The sequence below is a fragment of the Aggregatilinea sp. genome (assembly GCF_036822615.1).
Classification (GTDB): Bacteria; Chloroflexota; Anaerolineae; order Aggregatilineales; family Aggregatilineaceae; genus Aggregatilinea.
The window spans coordinates 1-18,944 of record NZ_DAISHJ010000063.1 but is presented as its reverse complement, the minus strand read 5'-3'; the positions used below and the strand labels follow the sequence as shown (position 1 = coordinate 18,944).

13 protein-coding genes and 1 riboswitch are annotated in these 18,944 nt (G+C 63.5%); of the genes, 7 read left to right on the top strand and 6 right to left on the bottom strand.

Going from position 1 to position 18,944, the window contains the following annotated elements; all coding sequences use genetic code 11:
• The first annotated feature begins 90 nt into the window (after positions 1-90).
• Positions 91-2,676: a hypothetical protein gene (locus V7116_RS25835; RefSeq protein ID WP_442891856.1), complete on the top strand. Its 2,586-nt coding sequence runs from the start codon at positions 91-93 to the stop codon at positions 2,674-2,676.
• Between the two features lie 281 nt (positions 2,677-2,957).
• Here V7116_RS25835 and V7116_RS16375 read toward each other — a convergent pair whose 3' ends face one another.
• The 4 genes from V7116_RS16375 to ablA form a co-directional block, all read right to left on the bottom strand.
• Positions 2,958-4,556: a hypothetical protein gene (locus tag V7116_RS16375; RefSeq protein WP_324393028.1), complete on the bottom strand. Its 1,599-nt coding sequence runs from the start codon at positions 4,554-4,556 to the stop codon at positions 2,958-2,960.
• A gap of 200 nt (positions 4,557-4,756) precedes the next feature.
• On the bottom strand, positions 4,757-6,583 hold the full coding sequence (locus V7116_RS16370) for an APC family permease (RefSeq protein WP_324393027.1): 1,827 nt from the start codon (positions 6,581-6,583) through the stop codon (positions 4,757-4,759).
• Between the two features lie 331 nt (positions 6,584-6,914).
• On the bottom strand, positions 6,915-8,021 hold the full coding sequence (locus V7116_RS16365; RefSeq protein ID WP_324393026.1) for a D-alanine--D-alanine ligase family protein: 1,107 nt from the start codon (positions 8,019-8,021) through the stop codon (positions 6,915-6,917).
• A 127-nt stretch (positions 8,022-8,148) separates the two neighbouring features.
• Positions 8,149-9,714: a lysine 2,3-aminomutase gene (ablA, locus tag V7116_RS16360; RefSeq protein ID WP_324393025.1), complete on the bottom strand. Its 1,566-nt coding sequence runs from the start codon at positions 9,712-9,714 to the stop codon at positions 8,149-8,151.
• Between the two features lie 336 nt (positions 9,715-10,050).
• On the opposite strand from ablA, the gene V7116_RS16355 reads away from it, so the two are divergent.
• The gene (locus V7116_RS16355; RefSeq protein WP_324393024.1) at positions 10,051-11,061 is read left to right on the top strand and encodes a Gfo/Idh/MocA family protein; all 1,011 of its coding nucleotides are present in this window, start codon (positions 10,051-10,053) and stop codon (positions 11,059-11,061) included.
• A gap of 71 nt (positions 11,062-11,132) precedes the next feature.
• Here V7116_RS16355 and V7116_RS16350 read toward each other — a convergent pair whose 3' ends face one another.
• Positions 11,133-11,897 carry a tRNA(His) guanylyltransferase Thg1 family protein gene (locus tag V7116_RS16350; protein WP_324393023.1) on the bottom strand — a complete coding sequence of 255 codons (765 nt, stop codon included), beginning with the start codon at positions 11,895-11,897 and terminating at the stop codon, positions 11,133-11,135.
• On the bottom strand, positions 11,884-12,333 hold the full coding sequence (locus tag V7116_RS16345; RefSeq protein ID WP_324393022.1) for an AAA family ATPase: 450 nt from the start codon (positions 12,331-12,333) through the stop codon (positions 11,884-11,886). The genes V7116_RS16350 and V7116_RS16345 overlap by 14 nt, the downstream gene beginning before the upstream one ends.
• Positions 12,334-12,518: 185 nt before the next feature.
• Between V7116_RS16345 and gyrA the strand changes: the two genes are divergently transcribed.
• The 5 genes from gyrA to V7116_RS16320 form a co-directional block, all read left to right on the top strand.
• Positions 12,519-14,996 (top strand): DNA gyrase subunit A, encoded by a 2,478-nt coding sequence (gene gyrA / locus V7116_RS16340; protein WP_324393021.1) that lies wholly within the window; start codon positions 12,519-12,521, stop codon positions 14,994-14,996.
• A 77-nt stretch (positions 14,997-15,073) separates the two neighbouring features.
• A riboswitch (Fluoride riboswitch) is annotated at positions 15,074-15,136 on the top strand.
• A gap of 120 nt (positions 15,137-15,256) precedes the next feature.
• Positions 15,257-15,643 (top strand): fluoride efflux transporter CrcB, encoded by a 387-nt coding sequence (gene crcB / locus V7116_RS16335; protein ID WP_324393020.1) that lies wholly within the window; start codon positions 15,257-15,259, stop codon positions 15,641-15,643.
• Between the two features lie 18 nt (positions 15,644-15,661).
• Positions 15,662-16,909: a DUF190 domain-containing protein gene (locus V7116_RS16330; RefSeq protein ID WP_324393019.1), complete on the top strand. Its 1,248-nt coding sequence runs from the start codon at positions 15,662-15,664 to the stop codon at positions 16,907-16,909.
• Between the two features lie 96 nt (positions 16,910-17,005).
• On the top strand, positions 17,006-18,529 hold the full coding sequence (locus V7116_RS16325) for a lipopolysaccharide biosynthesis protein (protein ID WP_324393018.1): 1,524 nt from the start codon (positions 17,006-17,008) through the stop codon (positions 18,527-18,529).
• On the top strand, positions 18,526-18,944 hold a 419-nt coding region (locus V7116_RS16320), incomplete at its 3' end, for a hypothetical protein (protein ID WP_324393017.1). The genes V7116_RS16325 and V7116_RS16320, both read left to right, overlap by 4 nt.

Sequence of the window (18,944 nt, the reverse complement as noted above, 5' to 3'; positions counted from 1 at the left end):
GGCTTCCGCATCGGCGTGGCGGTGAACTCCGCCGGGCTGCGCCAGGTGGAAGAGCACGAACTCGACCTGAACAACGACGTGACGGTTGTCATGCCGGAGAAGGTCAACGGTCGCGCGGTGAAGCCGATCGACCTGCTGGTTCAGCGTCTGCTCGCGGGCGAGTTCGACGTGCTGGTGCACAACGCATACGAGATGCGCCAGTACCTGCAGAAACACCCCGACGTGAACCTGGAGCTGAGCAACCTGCTCGAGCGCCGTCACGTCGTGGACAACGACGAAGTTGAATACCTGTACGGCCTCGGCATCGTTGGACTGCACACGCCGATCCTGCTCGGTAACTTCTACGACGAGCCGGGCCACGAACCGCAGCCGGAACCCGAACCGACCACGGTTGGCCGCGCGATCTTCAACCGCATCCTGCCGGACGATATGCGTTTCGTCCAGGACACGGTGTCGAAGAAGAGCCTGCAAAACCTCGTGGCGCGTGTTTACCAGCGCTTCGGGCCGGAAGAAACGACCGAAGTTGTGGACGCCATCAAGAACATGGGCTTCCACTACGCGACCGTGTCGGGCACGACAATCGCCGTCTCCGACCTGACCGTACCTGCCGAGCGCGAAGGCATCCTGGCCGAAGCGACGCAGACGGTCGAAACGGCGCAGCGCGACTTCCGCCGCGGCCTGCTGACCGAAGAAGAACGCTACCAGATCACCATCGATAGCTGGAACCGTGCGAAGTCGGACCTGAAGGACGTGATCAGCGACACGCTGGACCCGTTCGGCCCGATCGCCGTCATGGCGCTGTCCGGCTCGACGAAGGGTGGTTTCGGTCCTATCACGCAGCTGGCCGGTATGCGCGGTCTGATGGCCGACCCGTCCGGTCGTATCATCGACCTGCCGATCACCAGCCACTTCCGCATGGGCCTGACGGCGCTGGAGTACTTCATCTCCACGCACGGCGCGCGTAAGGGTCTGGCCGACACCGCGCTGCGTACGGCTGACGCGGGGTACATGACCCGCCGTCTGGTCGACGTGGCGCAGGACATGATCATCAACCGTCACGACTGCGGCACGAAGGCCGGGATCAAGATCCCGAACCCGGCGCACCCGAACAACCAGGACGCGCGCGGCGTGCCGCTGCCCGAAGTGGACGTGGCGGGCCAGAACCTGAGCGAGCGTATCATTGGCCGCGTGGCCTCGCGCGATATGTACGACCCGCAGACGGGCGAACTCATCGTGCGCCGCAACGAAATGATCGACGAAGACGTGGCGGATCACCTCGAAGCAGCGGTGGTCGAGTTCGCGTATGTTCGCAGCCCGATGACCTGCGCCCTGATCCACGGCATCTGCGCCCAGTGCTACGGGCGCGACCTGGGTCGTGGCGAGCTGGTCGAGATCGGCTCGGCGGTCGGTATCGTCGCCGCGCAGTCGATCGGTGAGCCGGGCACGCAGCTGACGCTGCGTACGTTCCACACCGGTGGTGTGGCGGCGGGTGGTGGCGACATCACCAGCGGTCTGCCGCGCGTTGAGGAACTCTTCGAAGCCCGCAAGAAGCCGAAGGGTGAAGCGGTCGTCGTGGACATCAGCGGCACGCTGCGCCTGCTGCGTAAGGAAGGCGTGCGTATCGCCCGCGTGATCAACAGCGAAGTCCGCAGCGAGCAGCACGACATCCCTGAGGGGTGGAAGCTGCTGGTCGAGGACGGCGCGCAGATCAAGGAAGGGCAGATCGTCGCGGAAAAGCCGGACGGCAGCGACGAGATCCTGGCCGAGATGACGGGCGAAGTGTACATCGAAGATAACGTGGTGTTCGTCCGCTCCGAGATCGAAGACGTGCGCGACTACGAAATTCCGCAGAACGCGCGTCTGCTCGAAGACGTGTTCGAAGGCATGCAGGTGTCGGCGGGCCAGCAGCTCACCGAAGGGTCGAAGAACCCGCACCGCATCCTGCGCATCCTGGGCGCGGAAGCCGCGCAGCACTACCTGCTGACGGAAGTGCAGAAGGTATACCGCAACCAGGGCGTGAACATCGCGGACAAGCACTTCGAGGTCGTCATCCGCAAGATGATGAGCAAGGTCCAGATCACGCGCAGCGGCGACAGCGACTTGCTGCCGGGCGAGCTGATCGACAAGCTGATGTTCCTTGACATGAACGAGCGCCTGATCGCGCAGGGCAAGGAACCGGCGGCGGCTATCCCGGTGCTGTTGGGCGTGACGAAGGCCGCCCTGACGACCGACAGCTTCCTTTCGGCGGCGAGCTTCCAGCACACGATCAAGGTGCTGGCAGGCGCGGCCATCGAAGGTAAGGCGGACCACCTGTACGGCCTGAAGGAAAACGTGATCATCGGTAAGCTGATCCCGGCGGGCACGGGTTTCCACACCTACCAGGACCGCGACACGGCGTTCCATAACGACCAGCTCGAAGCGGCGCTCTTGAAGTCCGACGGCAACGACGAACTTGACGAGGACGACGAGGACGAGGTCGATCTGGACGATCTGGACGACGAGGACTTCGTGGTCGAGGAAGAGGAATTCGAGGACGAAGAGGAAGACCTCGAAGACGACGACTTCGAAGACGATGACGATGATGAGGAAGAGGAAATCGAAGAAGACGACGAGATGGACTCCCTCGAAGCCGTCGTGGAAGACGAAGAAGAGATGGAAGACATCGACGAGGACTAGTTCCCCGGCGATGGACTGAACCGACTCGAAACGAACGGGCGGGTGCTGTGATGGCATCCGCCCGTTTTTGTATCTGGCGATCAGCGGTCAGGGACCGGTAAAAGCAACCGCGACCTCACCCCCGGCCCCTCTCCAATCTGGGTTGGAGAGGGGAGAAAAGCAGTGTCAGACGTGTTGTGCGCAGGGGACGTATCTTCGTTCGGGACGTATAAAGAGCAGGGCGGGTCTATGACCCGCCCCTACAAAAACGTATCAAAATACCTGCTCGGACGGCTTGCCGTTTACTGCTTCGGCGCCTGCTTGAGCGCGTAGTAGACCGGGCGCGGCTGGAAGTAGCTGTCGAGCAGGCCGTACCCCGCCTGCTGGTCGGACTGGTCTACCGCGCCGTCCAGCGTGGCGAAGTTCAGGTTCCACAGGATCATCGGGCCCACGTAAGGCAGGCTGCTCTGGCCGATCTCGAAGGCGCGCACGGTGTATTGGGCCTGCTGCTGCTTGTTCACGTAGCTGAAGAAGCCCGATCCGGTGGGGGCGGCGGGCACGCTGCCGCTGGCGGTGACCAGACCGTCGAAGGTCGCCCAACCGAACTCGGTTACCCAGATCTGCGCGCCGCTGTGGCCCATATTGACCATGATGTCGTGGTAATCTTCCAGCGTGTCGAGGAAGAAAAACTGCGGGCTTTCGTTCCAGCCGTCGGTCGAGCCGCCGCAGCAGCGCGCGTCGGGCGGGTTGGCCCAGCCGTAGGGATGCGCCCCGACGGCGACATCTGAGCCGTACTGCGCCAGCCCGGCGCTGTACAGCTCGCGCAGCCACTCGCGGTCGTCGGCTGATTCCACTGAATCGCCGGTGGGGGCGGGGGCCGCCGTGATCACGGTGATCAGCGGCGAATAGGCACGGATGGCCCTGTAGGCCGGAACGAAGTAGCGCATGTATTCCGCGCCTGTCAGCGGGTGACCCTGCCACTCGCGCTGTAAGTTCGGCTCGTTCCAGACCTCGATCGCACTGATGTAGGGCTGACCGTCCACGTCGCTGCCGATCATGCTCAGCATACCGCTGAGGAAGTTCGCCAATGCCTGCGGATCGCTGGGCGGGCCGTCTTCCGGCTTCTGCCCGTCGCCGTTCGCCGTGCGCGCCCAGAGCGGCGCTTTGGTGACGCCGATCATCACCTTGAAGCCCTGCTTGTGCGTTTCCTGCACGTACAGGCGCAGCATGTAGAACAGATCGGTGTACTGGCCGGGCGACGATTCGAGCAGGGACCAGTTGAACTGGTATTTAATCCAGGTCACGCCGAGGTCGTGCGCGTTGGCGAGCGCGGCGTAAAAGTCGTCGCTGTCGATGTGCGGATGAATCTGGATGCCGAGCATGTCGGCTTCCAGCGCCGGGCCGGGCGTCGGGCTGGGGCCGCTGGTTGGCACCACGGTGGGATAGGCGGGCACCGGGGTGCGCACTTCGGTCGGCATCAGCGTGTTATCGGGGCCGACCATCGGCCCGTAGGTTACGTTGGGATTGGGTGTCTGGCCGACGTGCGTTTCGGTCGGCAGCAGCGTGTTGTTGGGACCGACCATCGGGCCGAAGGATGCAGGTGTGGGGGTCCCGGTCATTTGCTCGGCGGTCGCGCCGGGCGGGCTGGACGTCGCAGTGCGCGGCACTCCCATCAGCGGGCCAAAGCTCACGCCGGGCGGGTAGGTGGCCGTGGGCGTCACCGGTTCCGTGGGCGTGATGGGCGTCAGGCTGCCCAGAACCTGCCCGACTTCGGCGGGTGTGGCAGTCACGGTGGGCGGCGGTGACGTGGGCGTTGCCGTGTCCGGGGGCGGGGTGGGCGTCACGTAAACGGGAATAGTGGTTTCTTTGCCGCCACAAGCGGACAAGATCCAAACGGCCAAGAGAACAGCCAGGCCAAAACCAGCCCGGCGCAGCGTAAAGTTATTCCGGCGTATCATGGGGCTTAGTCTAGCATGCTCCCGTGAGGGTGTCGATAATCGCTTGGCTGATGCATGGCCCGTTGTGCTCCCTCACGGTGCGAAAAAACGGGACATCCCACATTCGCGGGATGTCCCAAACTATAGCGGATGACGATGGACGATCAGGCGATGTCTATGACATCTTTTTTGTCCGGGTCCTGGATCTGGTACGGGACGGCGGTCACGGCGATGTTTTCCATCCCGGCCAGGGCCAGATTGAAGACCAGCGCCGTGTTCTGGTGCAGCGCCTGCTCCCAGAAGTTGGGCATCGCCAGATGGCCCAGGATGATGTGAATGAAGCTGTCCGGCTGCTCGGCCTGAAGCTTCTCGATGTACTCGCGCAGCGGCTCCGCAAGCAGGCGATAGGGCGAGGGGATGATGACCAGCTCACCCTCACCGATGCGTTCTTCCCACTTCTGCCGGACGATCGCAACTTTGTCGGGGTTCACACCGATGTGCACCGCGTGCCAGGGGTCGCCCACCGACTTGGCGAAGTTCACCATGCGCACGGTTTCGGCGTGCACGTCGTCCACCAGGATGATGGTCTGCACGGTGCGCCGCTTGATCTCCACCGGCTTGCCCTGCAAGCTCAGTGCGCGGGCGACACGCTTGTAGTGGCTGTGAATGCGGAAGAAGACGAACACCAGCGTGGGGATCAGCACGATCACGAACCACGCGCCGGAGGTGAACTTGGTGATGGCGAACACCATCATCACGATGAAGGTGCACACCGCGCCGAAACCGCTGATGAAGCTCTTGGTCTTCCAGTGGTTGTCGTATTCCAGGATGGTTTCGCGGCCCTGGACTTTTTCACCCGGCGGGATGCGCCCGATGCGCCGCAGATGGATCACCATGCCGACCTGCGAGATGGTGAAACTCAGGAATACGCCGATCGCGTAGAGCGGGATCAGGGCGTTGGTGCGCGCGTCGCCGACGATGACCAGCAGCGAGGCGAACATCGCCAGGACGACGATGCCCCACGAAAAAACCAGACGCCCGCCGCGGAAGGTCAACTGGCGCGGCAGGAAGCCGTCACCGGCGGCCAGCGCCGCGAGGCGCGGGAAGTCCGCGTAGCTGGTGTTGGCGGCCATGAGCAGGATCAGCGCCGTGCCGACCAGGGTCGCAGCGTACAGGATGCTGCCTTCCCCGTAGACGGTGCGGCCCAACTGCGAGATGACCGTTTCCGTTTCGCTCGGAATGGCGTGGATCGCGCGGGACAGCAGCGTGATGCCCAGGAACAGGGTGATCAGGATGCCGCTCATCCAGACGAGCGTGACCGCGGCGTTGCGGCTGCGCGGCTCCTTGAAGGCCGTGATGCCGTTCGAGATCGCCTCGATACCGGTCAGCGCGGCGGACCCGCTGGAGAAGGCTCGCAAGACCAGGAACAGGGTGAGCGCCTGCGTGCCCGCGTGAACAGGCTCGACGCCCGTCACGTCCACGAGATCCCCGGTTGCCTGACGGATGAACCCGATGATGAGCGTCATGAACATGATGCCGATGAAGAAGTACGTCGGTACGGCGAAGATACGCCCGCTTTCGCGCACGCCGCGCAGGTTCACGATGGTGATCAGCGCGATGACGATGAGGGCGATTTCGACCCGGTACGGCAGCAGGTCGGGGATACCCGACGTGATCTGCGCTACACCGGAGGACACACTCACCGCGACGGTGAGGATGTAGTCGGTGAGCAGCGCCGCGCCCGCGATCTGGGCCGGAAGCTCGCCCAGGTTGTCCCGCGCGACGATGTACGCGCCGCCGCCGTTGGGATAGGCGTAAATCGTCTGGCGGTAGGAGATGGTGACGACGGCGAGCAAAATCGCAATGGCGATTGCGATCGGGATCGAAAGGCCAAGCGTTGACCCGCTTAACCCGGCGAGCGCCAGGATAATCAGGATTTCCTCGGTCGCGTAGGCGGTCGAGGAGAGCGCGTCAGAAGCAAAGACGGCCAAGCCAATGGGCTTACTGACCGTTTGGTGGGGAAGTGCCGTTGTTGCGAGGGGTTTCCCGAACAGCAGGTGACTTAGCGAAAAGTGACTTTCGTTATTCTTTTCCGATGCCATAGTTGCTGGTGACTTTCCACTGCGGTCCCGGCGGCACATAGGGGCCGGGCAACAAAAAGACGCCCGAGGTGAGTCGGGCAATCCTTACAACGATAATGTCGATACAGCGATTATATCCTAAAGCCGGGAGAACAACAGGTAAAGAACCGTAAAAATGCCGGGGCAGGGCATTGTGCATTTCACCCGATCGGCTGCTCCGGCATCGGAAAACGGCGGGTCTTTACGATTCTGTTTGTGCACCTATACCAACTTGCTGACGCTCGGCAGCCAGATCGGCAATCGTGTTGATCAATTGCTCGTAGGTCCAGCCGCTCGCGTTGGCCTGGATGCAGAGATCGCTGTAGCCGGGATTGAGGCCGGGCAGCGGGTTGATTTCCAGGATGTAGGGCTTGTTGTCGTTGTACTGGTCCAGCCGGAAATCCACGCGGGCCACGTCTTTGCAGTCTGTGACGCAGAAAACCGCTGCCGCCAGTTCGAACAACTGCTCCTGCATGGCCGGGTCGAGCTGGGCCGGGCAGAAGTAGTGGAAGTCGTCGGCCAGATCGGTCTTCATATAGTTGGTGTAGAGGCCCGCCTCGGATTCATCGTAGGCACCCAGATCCACTTCGAGCGGGGCGAGGAAGGTGATGCCTTCCGTGCTGCACCCGCCGCTGCGCTCGTTGATGCGCCGGGCGGCAGTGGGGCTGAGGTTGCCGATCATGCCGATGGTCACTTCGCGGCCCTCAATGAAGTGCTCGCAGAGGATCGGCTGGTTGTAGAGCTTAATTTGTTTATCGACCTGGGCGCGCAGCTCCGCGACGGTGCGCACGATGCTTTCGGCGCTGACGCCCATGCTGGTCCCTTCGCGGCTGGGCTTGACGAACATCGGGAAGCGCAGCTCGCCGCGCGCCGTCACGAGGTCGATGTCAATCGGCTCGTCGGGGCTTTCGAAGACCTGGAATTCGGGCGTGGGCAGGCCGTGATACATCAGCACGCGCTTGGTCATGGGCTTGTCGAGCGCGAGGGCCAGGGTCAGGACTTTGCTGCCGGTATAGGGCAGGCGCAGCATTTCGAGCACCGCCGGGATCTGCGCTTCGCGGCCATCACCAAAGTGGCTCTCCGCGATGTTGAAGCACAGATCGGGCTGGAAGGCTTGCAGGCGATCGATCATGCTCCAGGGGGGCAGAATGCTCGCTTCTACGAATTCCGCCTCGTGCCCGGCGCTGCGCAGCGCGGCCACAATCGCGTCGGTGGTCTTGGGGCTGTCGAGATCGTCCCACTGGTCGGCAGCCATTCCGTCCCAGGTGGGGGCGTTTTTTTTCAAGTTCGCCAATACAGCGATGCGCATGGGGGTCCGCTCCTTGCAGGGCCAGCACTGCGTCCGGCCAGATGATCAGTCGATGAATAAGGAATTGAGGTGTGATAGGGGAGGAGACACAACCGTGCGCCTCCTCCCAACTGGCTCCGTCAGTCAGTTATGGGGTGCGTGGCTTGGAGCGGCCATTACCATTAGGGTTCTGACCGTGCCCGTTGTGCCCGTTTGATCCGCTGCCCTTGTGTCCATTGCCGTTGTGCCCGTTACCGTTGGGATGGTCGTTGGCGCGGACAGGCGTCAGCCCGACGACGTCCGGGGTGTCGTCCGCCACGGGCGTGAGGTTGAGCGCGTCAAGCACGTCGCCCATGTGGAAGCGCTGCCACTTGTCGTCGTTCATGTTCAGCCGGTGCTGGATGCCGTTGCGGCGGTGCGTCTCGTCGAAGCCTTCCGGCTTGATGGTCGATGCGCGGCCTTCCAGCAGGGCGATCACGCCCGACTGGCCCGGCTCGTCACGCTGCACGGCCTGTCGGTCCAGGTGGTCGATCATGGTCGGATCGTAGTCCATCGGCTCGTCGTAGGTCGTGATGTAGCCCTCGTAGTTGCGCAGGACCACTTTGCCGGGCGCCTGGCTGATCAGGTACTGCGGCATGACGGGGATCTTGCCGCCGCCGCCGGGCGCATCGACCACGTAGGTCGGGATCGCGTAGCCGCTGGTGTGGCCGCGCAGCCCCTCGATGATCTCGATGCCCTTGCTGACGGTGGTGCGGAAGTGCCCCGCACCCTTGACCAGATCGCACTGGTAGAGGTAGTAGGGGCGCACGCGGTTCTTCACGAGTTTGTGCACCAGCTCGCGCTGGATATTCACACTGTCGTTGATCCCGGCCAGCAGCACGCTCTGGTTGCCGAGCGGAATGCCCGCGCAGGCCAGTTTGTCGAGCGCGCGGCTGAGTTCGGGCGTGATTTCCTTCGGGTGGTTGACGTGAATGTTCATCCACAGCGGGTGATACTGGCGCAGCATGTCGCAGAACTCGTCCGTGATGCGCTGCGGCAGGAAGACCGGTACGCGGGTGCCGATGCGGATGATCTCAATGTGCTCGATGGCGCGCAGGCTGGACAGGATGTAGTCCAGCAGCTTAGGAGCCAGAGTGAGCGGATCGCCGCCGCTGAGCAGCACGTCGCGCACCTGGGGCGTGCGGCGCAGATAGTCGAGCTGAAGCTCGAACTCGGCCTTGCTGAAGTTCGCGCCGGGATTGCCGACGATGCGGCTGCGCGTGCAGTAGCGGCAGTAGCTGGCGCACTGCGTCGTCACCAGCATCAGTACTCGGTCAGGGTAACGATGGACGAGGCCGGGCACGGGACTGTGTTTATCCTCGGCCAGACTGTCTTCCATCATACCTTCAAACGCCTGCAGTTCGCGGCCCAGCGGGATCACCTGACGGCGCACCGGACAGTGCGGATCGTCGGGATCGATCAGGCTGGCGAAGTAGGGCGTAATATCAACACGGAATTTGTCGTCTGCCGTCAGCCCGTCAATTTCTTCCGGCATCAGATGGATGATCTGCGCCAGCTCGTCCAGCGAGTTCAGCCGGTGGGCAAGCTGCCAGCGCCAATCATTCCACTTGTCGTCAGGAACGTCGGCCCACAGCGCGGGGCGTGGGGTGGACTGAGTCTGCGGTTGTGTTGTGCTGACGGTTGTGTGCGGTGGAGTCGACCAAACGTGGGGCAATGGGCCTAAGCCGGGAGGTTCATCAGTAACATCATGACCAGGAGGTTCGGTGAGTTCCTCGATGTTCTGGGTTTCTTGCTCCATGTTGCCTCCGAAAAAATAAGCCGAACCCGTATGCCTGATGGCTGGGCCGACCTATACGACACGAGACGATAGTATGGAACTGTTGGACCGCGGTCCAGCAGACTGTTACACTAATTATACTACGCTTGACGTAGATGCAAAGTGTGAATTGATGAGAAATAGTTAAAAATCCATCTGGTTTTACCTGCTGTTTTTTGAGCATCTCGCAGCGGATGGATCAACATCCATTTTCCCCTTAGGAGAGAATACATAATGACCGATCAGCCGGTACGGCTCGCCCTGGTTGGCGCAGGAATTTTCACCCGCGATGCGCATGTGCCCGCCCTCAATGCGCTGGGCGATCAGATCGAAGTGGTGGCCGTGTACAGCCGCACGCAAAAATCGGCGGACACGGTTGCGGCGCTGTTCGGGCACGAGGTGGCAACGTATACCGATCTGGACGCGCTGCTGGCCCGCGAGGACATCGACGCGGTAGACATCACGCTGCCGATCCCGCTGATTCCCGACGCGGTGCGGCGGGCGCTGGTCGCGGGCAAGCACGTCGTCAGCGAAAAGCCGATGGCTCCCAGCGTGGCGGATGGGCGCGCGCTGCTGGACTTTTACGGCGATCACCGGGACAAGGTGTGGATGGTCGCGGAGAACTGGCGCTATCACACGCTGTTCCGTACGGCGGCGGACCTGATCGCGGCGGGGCGCATCGGGAAGCCGGTGATGTGCACGTGGAACGAGTTCGTGACGATGGACACGAGCAACAAGTATTACCACACCGAGTGGCGCCGGACGGGCGAATTCCAGGGCGGATTCATCCTCGACGGCGGCGTGCACCGCGCGGCGGCGCTGCGCATGATGCTGGGTGAAGTGGCGAGCGTCAGCGGATTTTCGCGGCAGGTGCGGCCCGACCTGAACCCGGTCGATACGATCAGCGCGGCGCTGCGCTTCGAGAGCGGCGCGTTGGGCGCGTACAGCATCACGTTCGCGGCGGGCGCACCGTGGACGCCGACGCTGGACGTGGTCGGCGACGGCGGCGCGCTGCGCATCAGCGGCTATCAGGTGATCGAACTGACCAGCGGCGGGAACACGGATACGATTCAGGTTCCGGCGGCTAGCGACGTGCAGGCGGAACTGGACGCGTTCGCGCACTCGGTGCTCACCGGCGAGCCGCATCTGGATACGCCGGAAGAAGGGCTGCTCGACGTGGCGCTGATGGAAGCAATGCTGCGCGCCGGGGAACGCGGCGAGATCGTGGTTCCGGCGGAGCTGTAGGAGAGACGCGTTGAGTTGGGATCGGGGGAGCGGGCTGCATATCAAGACGCTTCCCCGTTTTGTTCCGTGATTCAGCTGGCGGCGAGCAGGGTCAGAATCAAGTTGTCGTAGGCTTCGGTCATGGGCAGTTCCAGGTCGCGTTTGATGCGGCGGCGGCTGCCGTACACCGTTTCACCCGTGATCGGGTTAAGCCCCTCTTTTTCGTAGGTCTCCCAATATAGCCCCATGCCGCGCTTCTGCCACGCGGGAAGATCGTTGAAGTTGATCCCGTGGCTGAACAGCAGCTCGTTTTTCTCCGCGACCGATAAGCCTTCGAGGCTCGCCGTGGCGTGCTGGACGGTTTCGCCCTGGTGGCGCAGCATCCAGTAGCAGTGCGCGTTGAGGGCGTTCCGGTGTGCGTCCGCCTGCCGCCAGCGGAAATAATCGATGACCAGATCCGATCCTGGTAACTGGCTGATCCGGCAGTCAAACACGCCCATCTCTCCAAGCTGGAGCGAAAAACACGCGCTGGCTTCTCCGGCCAGAATCGAGTTGTATTTGCGCAGCTTGCGCGAAAAAGCCTGTTCGCCGGGGTGGAGCAGCAGCGAGATTTCGTCGCTTTGCGTGAAGCCATACAGCACGTTGAAGCCGCATCCCATGAGGTGCTCCGTCGTGGCGAGCATCATATCCCTGAAGCCGCTGTCGAAGGGGCTTTCGAAGGCATGGCGCGTTTTGGTCAGCGTGGTGAAGTTCCGGCCATCCAGCCGGGCGACCATGTAAATGCCTGGCAGCACGCAGTGATCGTGCGCGACCTCGAAGATGCGCATGCGGGCGTCAAGATCTTCAAAACTCGTCATTCCACTCCTCGATGATGAATTCGCCGCTGTCTGAGATGCGGACGTAATACAGCGCGTCGAAGCCTTCCTCGAACGAAGGCCGCTGCAAGCGCCCCGCCGTGCCTCGAATGCCCAGCTCAGGGACCTGTTGTGCGGGTGGGCGATGCCGGTTGCGCTGGAGTGCGTCTTCGATGCGCGACTGGAAGTAGTAGCCGACGACGCGGAAAGAGGCCGCCTTCGCCGGAACGATGTATTTGGCACGCTCCTCGATCGACGGATTGGTGTTATCCACGACGAACGGCTGCTTGCTTTCGATGCACGCCCGCAAGAGAATCGCTTCGCGGTGGCGCGTTTTGAACATGTCCATATTGAGGCGCAGGTGCGTGTCAAAGAAGCGCAGCCGGTAGAAAGATGACTTCCCGGTGGCCTGTATCCCCGTAAAAATGATCGCTTCCATTTGCGCCCCAATTTACCGTGAAGACACAGTATTCTAGCATTTTTCGCTAAAGTTGAGTATAATTCGGGAACATCTGTTCTGATTTATCCTTCGAGATCCACAAGCAGAATTGACAGCGCCGCCGCTATTCTCTACACTACACGGCGTTTTGAGCTTGGGTAACAGCAAGAAAAGGGTAACACGCGATGGAAGCCGGTGTGATTCGCTCGCGCGACATTAACCAGGAACTACAGGAATCGTATCTCGACTACGCGATGAGCGTGATCGTTGCGCGCGCGCTGCCGGATGCGCGGGACGGCCTCAAGCCGGTCCACCGCCGCATCCTCTACGCGATGTACGACATGGGGATACGGCCTTCGACGCCCTATAAAAAAAGCGCACGCATCGTCGGAGAGGTGCTGGGTAAATATCACCCGCACGGCGACATGGCGGTATACGACGCCATGGTGCGTATGGCGCAGGACTTTTCCATGCGCTACGAGCTGGTGGACGGGCAGGGCAACTTCGGCAGCATCGACGGCGACTCTGCGGCGGCGATGCGCTATACCGAGGCGCGCATGGCGTCCATCGGCGCGGATCTGCTCTCGGACATCGACCGCAATACGGTCGATTTTGAGGATAACTTCGACGGCACGCTGCAAGAGCCGTCCGTGCTGCCATCGAGTTTTCCGAATTTGCTCGTGAACGGCGCGTCGGGGATCGCGGTGGGCATGTCCACCAGCATCCCGCCGCACAACTTGAGCGAGGTTTGCGGCGCGCTGATTTACATGCTCGAAAACTGGGACGCGCTGGATGATGTCGGCGTGCCGGAGTTGATGAACTTCATCAAGGGGCCGGATTTCCCCACGGGCGGCGTGGTGTATACCGTTGACAACGGCAATAACGAGGACCAACTGCGCGCCGCCTACGCGACCGGGCGCGGCAAGATCAAGGTGCGCGCCAAGGCCCACATTGAAGACCTGGGGCGCGGGCGCAGCCGGATCATCATCAGCGAGATCCCGTTCCAGACGAACAAGACCAGCCTGATCGAGCGCATCGCGGAACTGGTGCGCAGCGGGCGCATCGAGGGGATCACCGACCTGCGCGACCTGAGCGACCGCACCGGCCTGCGCATCGTGATCGATGTGTCGCGCACGGCCAAAGCGGTGGACGTGCTGGCAGATCTGTTCAAGCTGACGCCGCTGCAAAGCACGTTCGGCATCATCATGCTGGCGCTGGTGGACGGCCAGCCGCGTTTGCTCGGCTTGAAGCAGGCGCTGCGCGTGTATCTGGATCACCGGCTGGAAGTCGTGCGGCGGCGCAGCGAGTACGATCTGGCGCGGGCACGCGAGCGGGCCCACATTCTGGAAGGGCTGCTGATCGCGCTCGATCACCTGGACGAAGCGATCGCGATCATCCGCAAGTCGCGCACGGTCGATTCGGCGCATGCCAATTTGCGCAAGGCGTTCAAGCTTTCCGACGAACAGGCCGAAGCGATCCTGCAAATGCAGCTCCGGCGCTTGGCCGCGCTGGAACGGCGCAAGCTGGAAGACGAATACAAAGAAAAAATCCAGCTCATCAAGATGCTCGAAGCGCTGCTGCAAAGCCCGAAGATGATGCGCATGGAAATCGCGCGCGAACTGGGCGATATCCGCGAGAAGTACAGCGATCCGCGTCGCACGATCATCATGACCGGCCCGGCGACCAACATTCAGGAGGGCGACTTCCTGGGGCCGCGCACCGACCAGTGGGTGACGGTCACCGAGGGCGGGCTGGTCAGCCGCACGTACGAGGACAGCGCGCCGCGCATCACAGTCGAGATGAAAGATCCGCCGCTGGCGATGATGGCGAGCAACAGTTCTCACACCCTGTACCTGTTTACGGAGGAGGGCAACGCGGCGACCGTCCCAGTCAACGTGCTGCAACAGGCGGAAGATCCGGAGCAGGGCGCGGCCTATACGACGGTGTGCCCGCTGCCCGCGAAGGCCGGGGTGACGAGCGCGATCAGTTTGCCGCCGGAACTCGACAGCGGCTATCTGGTGATGGTCACCGAACAGGGCGAGGTCAAACGGCTGCGGCTGGAGGACCTGCCGGGGTTGACGGCCAACGTGATCAACGCGATGGACGTGGAGAAGGGCGACCGGCTGATCTGGCTGGGCTGGGTGGGCGACGAGAGCGAGATCATCCTGGCGACCAAAGCCGGAATGGCGATTCGCTTCAAGGTCGCGGACGTGCGCCCGACCGGGTTGGGCGCGGGCGGTATGCGTGCGGTCAAGCTGAAAGACAGCAAAGACAGCGTGGTCGGCGCTGCCGTGGTCGATGAAAACGCGAACTTCTGGATTTGCACCGATACGGGCGTCGCCAAGAGCACGCCGATGGACGAATATCCGATCCAGGGACGCGCGGGGCAGGGCGTGATCACCATGAAGCTGCCTTCGGACGCAAAGGGGTTGGCGGTCGCTACATTAGGCCGGGCGGATGATAACATCGTACTGGTGACCAATCGCGGCAAGCCGAAGTATATGCGCGTGGGGCTGGCGCCTGTCACGAAACGCAGTAGCAAGGGCGACTACGTGATTTCGATGCGGCAGAATGAGGTCGTGGCGCGAGTGGTCAAGCTGATGCCCCGGCTCGACGTGCCGGAGGCTGTGCCCGAACCGGACGAGGCAGGCGCGGCGGAATAAGCGGGCGGGGCAGGGCGTGCGTAGTTGGGCGACGTTTTGCCGCCTTGACAAGCGCCGCCGGGCCGCGTATCCTGGTGCGAACTTATGGCGATGGCGTTCGCCGCAACCGCCCAAACCGGGCTGATGACGCCTATCCTGCTGCAAGCGGGGTGGGCGTGGTATGAACCGACTGATAACCCGCCCTACGCAGGCGGGTTTTTTTGTTGGAGGGCATCCCGTCGGTTGGCCGGGGTGCGAGGGTTATACTAGGGATACGGGGCATGAGACAACAGCTAGAGACAATTCTGCTGGTGGGCGGCGGCGGCTTCATGGGCGCGAACCTGCGCTATTGGATGTCGGGCTGGGTGGCGCGGTGGGCGGGGCAGGTGTTCCCGTGGGGCACGCTGCTGATCAATTTTTCCGGCTCGTGCCTGCTGGCCGTGTTTCTGGCCTGGGCCGCCAACCAGCTCGCCGTCGATCCCCGCGTCCGGCTGTTGATCGCAACCGGCTTCTTCGGCGCGTACACAACGTTTTCGACCTACGCCAACGAAAGTCTGGCGCTGTACCATTCGGGCGACTGGTTGGGCGCGGCGGCGAACGTGCTCGGGACCAACATCCTGTGCCTGATCGGGGCCTGGATCGGGATGACCATCGGCGGGCGGCTCTAGATGAAACGAGAGGGAACGATGACGGGTCGAGGGCAGCGTCTGGTCATTTACGTGGGCGAGAGCGACTCGTGGCGGGGGCGCTCGCTGTACATGAGCATTCTGGAAACGCTGCGCAAAAGCGGGATCGCGGGGGCGACCGTCATGCGCGGGCTGGCCGGGTTTGGCGCGCACAGCCTGATCCACACGCAGGCGATCGAACGTCTCTCGACCGATCTGCCGGTGGTGATCACGGTGGTCGATACGGAGGAGAATATTCAGCGCGTGGTGGCGCTGGTCAAGCCGATGGTCCGCGAGGGCCTGATGACGCTGGAAGACGTGCAGATCGTGACGTATACGCACCGCTATTTGCACCCGCTGCCCGCCGACGAAGCGGTGCAAACGATCATGACGCGCGACGTGGTCACAGTGACGCCGGACGTGCGCGCGGTGGACGTGATCGAGCTGCTGCTGGGCAAGCTGTTCAAGGCGGTCCCGGTGGTGGACGAGGACCGGCGCGTGGTGGGTATCATCACCGACGACGATCTGCTGAGGGCGGGGATGCCGGTCCGGCTGGCGGTGGGCCAGCGCCTCGAAACGCCGGACGTGCAGGCCCTGCTGGCGACCGTCAGCCGCGACCGCATGGCGGGCGAGATCATGTCCGCGCCCGCGATCACCGTGCCGCAGGATGCCGCGCTGGGACACGTGGTGCAGGAGATGTTAAAACGCGGCCTCAAACGCCTGCCGGTGGTGGATGGCAAGGGACGGCTGGTGGGCATGGTCAGCCGCCTGGACGTGCTGCGCGCGGCGGCAGGCTACGGCGTCGGCCAGCAGGAAACCGCGCCCCAACCCCGGCCAGGGCGCACGCTGGCTGATCTGGCGTCGGCGCAGGTGCCGAGCGTGCACCTGAACGACGACCTGATCGACGTGCTGCAGCAGATGCTCGCCACGGACGTGAGGTATGTGGTGGTGCTCGACGAGCAGCAGCAGCCAATGGGCGTGATCACCGAAGGCGATCTGGTCGCACGGGTGACACCGGTCATGCGCGGCAGCGTGCTGCAATCGCTGGCGGCGCGCGTGTTGGGCAAGGATCTGCGGCGCGGCGATGCGCTGGCGCGGGATATCATGTCCGAGCGCGTCCTGACCGCCGCGCCCGATACGACCCTGCCGGACGCGATCGCGCTGATGCTGCGCGAGGGCCGCAAGCGGATCGTCGTCGTGGACGGCGAGGGGCACGCGGTGGGCATCGTCAGCCGCCAGACGCTGCTGGCCGCTACGCTGGAAGATTGAGCGCCGTGGCTACCTGTCGTTTGCTGCTCGCGGGTGAACGCGGCACAATCGGCCCGCTGATCCTGTTGGTCATTCCGCCGGACGTGAGAGCTTCCATTGCCCGCCTCGCCTGAATCGCTTCCTTCCACTGCACCCACCGCGCGCGGGGGCGGCGTGCTGTCCGATCTGACGGGGCTGTTGGGCCGGTCGAGCACGTATGCCCTGAGCGACATCTTCAAGCAGGCGGTCAACTTCCTGCTGCTGCCGCTGTACACGACGTACCTGTCCAAAGCGGATTACGGCACACTGTCGATCGCATTGGCGGCATCGGCAGTGCTGGAAGTGATCTACGGGCTGGGGCTGCGCGGCGCGATCGGGCGGTTGTACTTCGACCAGAAGGGCGAAGGACAGGTTCGCACGTTCCTGGGCGCGCTGACGACCTTCCTGACGGGCTACGGCGTGCTGCTCAGCGCCGTGCTGCTGCTGGTGGGGCCCGCGCTGTGGCCGCTGTTGGGCCTGGACGACTCCGTCACGTTTTCCCCGTACATCGTATTGGCGCTGCTGGCCGTGCCGCTGAATACCCTGGGGCTGGCGCTGGTGCTGCCGCTGTATTATACGCGGGGGCAGGCGCTGCGCTACGCGGGGTACAGCTTGCTCAGTTTCGCGCTGGTAACGGGCGCGACGGTGCTGCTGGTGGTCGGGCTGGGGCAGGGCGCGGCGGGCGCGCTGTGGGGTCGGCTGTTCGCGGCGGGCGTGATGTTGCTCCCGACGTTGTACATATTGGCGCGCAATATACGGTTTAGCTTTCAGTGGGCGATGCTGGGGCCTGCGCTGGCGTTCAGCCTGCCGCTGGTCCCGCACCTGATCTCCACCTGGGCGCTGAACTTCTCCGACCGGATCGTGCTGGGCAATTACGTGTCTTTGGATGACGTGGGCGTGTACACGGTCGGGTACCAGTTCGGGCTGCTGGTCAGCATCGTGATCGCGGGCATCAACAACGCGTGGACGCCGTGGTACTTCCGCGCCAACACCGAAGGGCGGCGCGAGCATATTCCCGCGTTCGTGACTTACTTCGTGATCGTCGCGGCGGCGCTGGCGTTGGGCGCGGCGCTGCTGGCGCGCGATGTCGTGCGGGTGATGATCGCGCCCGCCTATCACGAGGCGTGGGTGATCGTGCCGCTGGTGGCGCTGGGCTACTTCCTCAACGGGGTGGCGCTGCGCTTCCTCGACGTGCTGATGCTGCACAAGCGCACCTCGGTCGTGCCGCTGACGACCATCGCGGCGGGCGCGGCGAACATCGGCTTCAACGTGATCGTCATCCCGCATGTGGGGCTGATCGGGGCGGCGTATGGGACCGTGTTTGGCTACGCGGTGCGGCTGGCGCTGACGGCCTATTACGCCGCGCGGACGGGGCCGCTGCCGTTCGAGTGGGGGCGCGTGGCGCGCGCGAGCGCGCTGGCGGTGATCGTCGCCGTGCCGGGCGTGCTGTTGAACGCGAGCGCGATCTGGCTGGATGTCCCGCTCAAGCTGGCGATTTTTGCGCTGTATCCCGCCCTGTTGGTGGGAACGGGAACACTAAACGCACGGGAGCGCGCAGCGCTGTGGCAGGGCGCGCGGGCTGCCTGGGGAAAAATCCGATGACAAGGTTGGTATTCTTTTCTGGTGCGGCGCAGCTCGACGTGACGCCGCCCTCGCCGGGGGATGTGGTCGTGCCGCTGAGCGATACGGCGGCGGACGATCTCGCGGCGCGGGGAGGGGCCGATCGCGCGCTGCCGCTGCCGGACTGGGGCGAGATCCGGGCGGCGGCGCTGGTCGAGGCGTTCGACACGGCGAAAGGCATCCTGGCCGCGCTGGAGACCGATCCCGCGTGGCGCGCGTTGCTGGTCTATCGCAGCGTCGATCTACGGGCGATGGCGCTCAAAAACGTCTTTTTCGCGCTGGAAGACCTGGCGCGCGTGCGGCATGTAGCGGCATTGGCGGCGGCCCATCCGCATGACGCAGCGGTGCTGCTGGACGGCGATCCGGCGGTGCGGCGCGCGGTAGGATCGGCGTTTCC

Bases quoted from the DNA above. Each gene is read 5' to 3' on its own strand.
- gyrA (WP_324393021.1), top strand. From the start codon at position 12,519: ATGGAAGCCGGTGTGATTCGCTCGCGCGACATTAACCAGGAACTACAG.
- V7116_RS16330 (WP_324393019.1), top strand. From the start codon at position 15,662: ATGACGGGTCGAGGGCAGCGTCTGGTCATTTACGTGGGCGAGAGCGAC.
- V7116_RS16355 (WP_324393024.1), top strand. From the start codon at position 10,051: ATGACCGATCAGCCGGTACGGCTCGCCCTGGTTGGCGCAGGAATTTTC.
- V7116_RS16365 (WP_324393026.1), bottom strand. From the start codon at position 8,021: ATGCGCATCGCTGTATTGGCGAACTTGAAAAAAAACGCCCCCACCTGG.
- V7116_RS16350 (WP_324393023.1), bottom strand. From the start codon at position 11,897: ATGACGAGTTTTGAAGATCTTGACGCCCGCATGCGCATCTTCGAGGTC.
- V7116_RS25835 (WP_442891856.1), top strand. From the start codon at position 91: ATGCCGGAGAAGGTCAACGGTCGCGCGGTGAAGCCGATCGACCTGCTG.
- crcB (WP_324393020.1), top strand. From the start codon at position 15,257: ATGAGACAACAGCTAGAGACAATTCTGCTGGTGGGCGGCGGCGGCTTC.
- V7116_RS16345 (WP_324393022.1), bottom strand. From the start codon at position 12,333: ATGGAAGCGATCATTTTTACGGGGATACAGGCCACCGGGAAGTCATCT.